The sequence below is a fragment of the Stenotrophomonas sp. HMWF003 genome (assembly GCF_003061285.1).
Classification (GTDB): Bacteria; Pseudomonadota; Gammaproteobacteria; order Xanthomonadales; family Xanthomonadaceae; genus Stenotrophomonas; species Stenotrophomonas maltophilia_AP.
Window position 1 is genome coordinate 7,624 of the sequence record NZ_QAIW01000190.1, and the last position, 4,585, is coordinate 12,208.

Annotated in this window: 4 protein-coding genes; 1 reads left to right on the plus strand and 3 read right to left on the minus strand. The window is 65.1% G+C overall.

What is annotated here, in order from left to right; all coding sequences use genetic code 11:
- Positions 1 to 99 precede the first annotated feature (99 nt).
- From DBR34_RS07665 to DBR34_RS07675, 3 genes are read right to left on the minus strand one after another with little or no spacing between them, the layout of a single operon-like run.
- Positions 100 to 633: a tail fiber protein gene (locus DBR34_RS07665; protein WP_128096349.1), complete on the minus strand. Its 534-nt coding sequence runs from the start codon at positions 631 to 633 to the stop codon at positions 100 to 102.
- 51 nt (positions 634 to 684) lie between these two features.
- A complete protein-coding gene (locus DBR34_RS07670) occupies positions 685 to 1,215 on the minus strand; it encodes a tail fiber protein (RefSeq protein ID WP_128096350.1) in 531 nt (176 codons plus the stop codon).
- A gap of 13 nt (positions 1,216 to 1,228) precedes the next feature.
- Complete coding sequence (locus DBR34_RS07675) at positions 1,229 to 1,732, minus strand: tail fiber protein (RefSeq protein WP_128096351.1); 504 nt, start codon at positions 1,730 to 1,732, stop codon at positions 1,229 to 1,231.
- Positions 1,733 to 1,897: 165 nt separating this feature from the next.
- Between DBR34_RS07675 and DBR34_RS21270 the strand changes: the two genes are divergently transcribed.
- Positions 1,898 to 4,585 (plus strand): putative Ig domain-containing protein (locus tag DBR34_RS21270; RefSeq protein WP_181393940.1); only part of this gene is annotated, 2,688 nt, incomplete at its 3' end.

Sequence of the window (4,585 nt, forward strand, 5' to 3'; positions counted from 1 at the left end):
CAGGGCGCAGCGTGATGCCATGGGTGTGCAACGGCGACGTCGCCGCCACGGGATGTGGCAGCGACGTCGGGAAGCCCGGCAGTGATGGGTGGCCGGATGTCACGGACGCGAAGGGAAGATGCCGCTCAGGGCGATGCAGAAGTTCACCGTCAGGTAGGGCTGCCGGTTTTCGTGCGGCTGACTGCCCCCGCCCATGCCTACCATCGACGGCGCGAAACCCGCGTTGGCCGGCGTGGCATCGGCAAAGGGCACGGTGGCGGTGGGAATGGTCACGGCGTCGCCTTGGAGCGGCGTTCCATGCAGCTTGGTTGCGTCACGCTGTGCGTACACGTTCACCGCATGGCTGTGCCGCGGCATTTCGCTTTCGAGCAGGGTAACGCTGGTAGTGCCAAACACTTCGCCAAGCGTCCGATCCGAGAGCGCGGGACCCTGGCCCTGTCCGCACGCGGCGAACCCCTGCAGGTTGGGCAGTGCGAAGTTGCTTCGCCCATCGCCGCCGTAGGTGGTGCCAAGCAGCGAAAAGAGCGCTGTACTCTGGGAGATGGGCAGCAATTGGCCGGCGCACAGCGCCCATCGAGCCGGCGCGAAGTCGAAGCCGAACATCTGGATTTCGCCGAGAAACTGGTCAGACATAAGTAGAATTCCCTGTGGATTTGCAGCAGTCCATGGTGGTCATGCGCGGGCTCAACTCTGTGACGGGTAAATGCCGAACAGGCTGATGCAGTACCGCAGGGTCAGTGTCGGCATGAGGTTGTCGTGGGGTTGGTTGCCGCCGCTGAAGGACAGCATGGTTGCTGCCAGCCCGCGACTGGCCACGCCGTTGATGTCGCTGGTGTACATGGTGTCTCCGCTGATGCCACCCAGCACGGTGCTGGTCGATGGCGCCTGCGCGGAGGCGGCGGCGTCGGTGGCCACCATGGGGTGGCCATGGGCCGGCAACTGCGTCAGTTGCAGGGTCACCGTTTCGCTGCCTGCCACGCTGCCCAGTACACGCTGGCTGCCACCGGGAAACGCGCCTTGGTGGACCGGCAGGCGGCCTCTCAGGTCGGGTACTGCGAACGTGTTGACGCCGTCCCCGCCGTAGGTGGTGCCGATGAGATTGAACAGGACGTCGTTCTCGGCGATCGACAACAGTGCGCCATTGCAGTCCTGCCAGCCGAGCGGTGCGAAGTTGAAGGGAAGCAGCCGGATTTCGCCGACGTAGGGATTGCTCATTGCAGGTCTCCGGTCAGCCGCGCGAAGGAAAAATGCCCGACAGCAGCATGCAGAAATTCAGCACGCTGTAGGGCTGCATATTGTCGTGCGCCTGGTTGCCGCCACTGCTGGAAACCGTGGCGGGATTCAACGTCACCAAGTGCCCGTTTGCCGGGCCATAAAGTGGACTGCCGGCCTTCGCGTACAAGTTGTCGACCGGGTTGCGCGCGGTGCCATCGGCGCCGGTGGCGGCGGCAACATGGACGTGCATGGGAATCTGGGTCTGATTGAGCGTTACCGCTTCCACCCCGCCGGCGGTTCCAGTGACATTCTGTGGACCTTGCCCGACCGGCACCCGGCCGCGCATGTCAGGGAGTGCGAAGGTGGTCTGGCCGTTGCCGCCGAAGCGGGTGCCCAGCAGGCTGAACAATGCCTGGTTCTGGTTGATCGGCAGCATCGCGCCATTGCATTGCGCAGTTTGCCTGGGCGGAAACCCAAACGAGTAAATGACTATCTGGCCAAGAAATGAATCGGACACCGTGAATATCCCCTTTCTTGTACTGCTCCCGCTCCTGACCCCGAGCGTGGCTGTACTGTTCATCAAACAGGACATACTTGACAAGTGCTGCCGCTGGTCACCTACTACGCCCGCCGGGGGGCGTTTTCGTGGGGAAGTGCGGCCCTGGTTTCAGGGGATAAACTCATGGCACAGGGAACGTGGGTCCAGCGCGCTGCGCTGGCCGTGGTGAATCAGCTGTCGGCATTCACACTGCGTCGCGTCATTATATTGACGCCACTGTGGATGGCGTTGCTGTGGTCGGCCAGCGTGCAGGCGGCCAATTGCCCGGATATGGTGGTCCCCGATGCGCGTACCGCGCCGTCCACCTCGCCCATGGCCTCCGGCGGCACCATCGTCATCGATGCCAGCCACTGCGACTCCTTCGGCGGCATCGGTGGCAGCGGCCCGGGTGGCAATCCCAATAACTACGCCACCACCCACGGCCAGGTGAGCGTGAACCCGCTGACCAACCGGGTCACCTACACCAACAACGGCAGTGGCGCCCCGGTCGACACGTTCACCTTCAAGGATGACAACGGCGACATCATCAACGTCACCGTGAACATCGGTGCCGCCTCGTCGCCGATCACGGTCACGCCGGCCAACGCCCCCAAGCCGGTCATCGGTGCCAGCTACACGCTGTCCATGAGCAGCGGCGGCGGTACGTCTCCCTACACGTACACCCTGGGTGCGGCGACGCTGCCGCCGGGCATCACCTTCAGCAACGGCACCTTCTCGGGTGTCGCCAGTGGTGGCGGCACGTACTCGGCCACGGTGAATGTCACCGATGCCGCCAGCCTGACCACCAGCAAGACCTATACGTTCGTGGTGGACACGCCGACCATCACCTTGCTGCCCCCGCCGACGATGACCGTGAACGTGCCTTACAGTCATCAACTGGTCGGGCAGGGCGGTACGGCGCCGTACACCACATTCGCCCGGGATACCGGCAACCTGCCGCCGGGCATCGTCTTGAGTTCAACCGGGGTGCTGTCGGGCACCCCCACGGCAGTGGGCAACTACCCGTCCTCCATCAGCGCCTATGACAGCAGTACCGGCACCGGCCCGTACCGCAATGCCACGGCCTTCACGATGGTGGTGTCGGCGGCTCCGGCGATTGTGATTTCGCCTGCAACATTGCCAGACGCTGGCGTGGCCACTGCCTACAGCACCACGTTGACCGCCACCGGCGGCAACAACGGACCCTACACCTTTGCGGTGATTGCAGGCGCACTGCCCGCAGGTCTCACGCTGGCCACGAACGGTAGCCTGAGCGGCACGCCCACCGCAGGCGGCACCTTCAACTTCACCGCGCAGGCCACCGACAGTGCCAGCAACATGGGGTCGCGACCGTACACGCTGGTCGTGTCCACCCCCACAATTTCGATTTCGCCCACCAACTTGCCCGCGCTCACCCGCAACGCGGCCTTCAGCCAGACCATTACCGCATCGGGTGGCACGGGGCCGTACACCTACGCTGTTACTGCTGGCGCGACGCCGGCGGGCATCACGTTGTCCGGGGCCGGAGTGCTGTCCGGCACGCCCACCACCGCGGGATCCTACGCGTTCACCCTCACGGCCACCGACAACAGTACCGGCAGCGGCCCTTACACCGGCTCGCGTGCCTACGCCGGCACGGTGCAGCAGGACGTGCCGGTGATCGCGCCGGCCGCGTTGCCCGGCGGCACTGCCGGGGTGGCCTACGCCCAATCGCTCACGGTCACAGGCGGGGCAGGGGCACCGTATACGTTTGCGATTGTCGCTGGCTCCTTGCCGGGCGGTCTGGCTTTGAACACCAGTACCGGGCAGATTTCCGGTACGCCCACCGCCGTAGGATCGTTCCCGGTAACTGTGCAGGTAACCGATGCCGGTGCCTTCACCGGGCAGCGGGTGTATACCATTGCCATTGCGACACCGGTGCTTTCGCTTACACCGTCTGGCGCCGCACTGAACGGTACTTATGGGTCCGCCTACAGCCAGAGCTTCAGTGCCAGCGGTGGCACCAGTCCCTACGTCTACACGTTGAGTGGCGCGTTGCCTAATGGGCTCACCTTCACCGCCGCCACCGGTGTGCTGTCCGGCACGCCAACCCAGACGGGTACGTTCCCCATCACGGTCAGCGTGACAGATGCGACCACAGGTGCCGGGGCGCCGTACACGCTCAGCCGCGTTTACACCCTCACCGTATCCGCGCCCACCATCGTGATTGCACCATCGTCGCTGCCGGCCGGTTCGGCGGGCGCGCCGTATTCGCAGACCCTGACCACCAGCGGTGGCGTGGCGCCGTACACCTTCCAGGTCATTGCGGGCAGTCTTCCGGCCGGCGTGTCACTGTCGGCGTCCGGGGTGCTGTCGGGCACGCCAACGGCGGCCGGCACGTTCAACGTGACCGTGCAGGCCAGCGACGCCAACCTGCAGACCGGCCAGCGTGCCTACTCCTTCAGCATCGCTGCGCCCACGCTTTCCTTGTCGCCGGCGGGCGGAACCCTGCCGGCAGCATACGGGCTGCCGTACAGCCAAGGCTTCACTGCCGTGGGTGGCAGCGCGCCCTATGCCTATTCCTTGAGTGGCACAGTGCCTGCGGGTCTCAGCTTCAACAGCAGTACCGGCACGTTGTCCGGCACGCCGGTGCAGACCGGCAGTTTCCCGCTGACTGTCACTGCCACCGACAGCAGCACCGGCACGGGTGCGCCGTTCAGTGTCTCGGCCAATTACACGCTCAACGTTGCGCCGCCTGCCATCGTCATTGCGCCGACGAGCCTGCCGGTGGGGGGCGTGGGCAGTGCGTACTCGCAGACAGTGACCGCCAGCGGCGGTATAGCGCCCTACACC

What these genes read in the sequence shown, in the direction of transcription:
- DBR34_RS07670 (WP_128096350.1), bottom strand. Translation starts at nt 1,215, where the DNA reads ATGAGCAATCCCTACGTCGGCGAAATCCGGCTGCTTCCCTTCAACTTC.
- DBR34_RS07665 (WP_128096349.1), bottom strand. Translation starts at nt 633, where the DNA reads ATGTCTGACCAGTTTCTCGGCGAAATCCAGATGTTCGGCTTCGACTTC.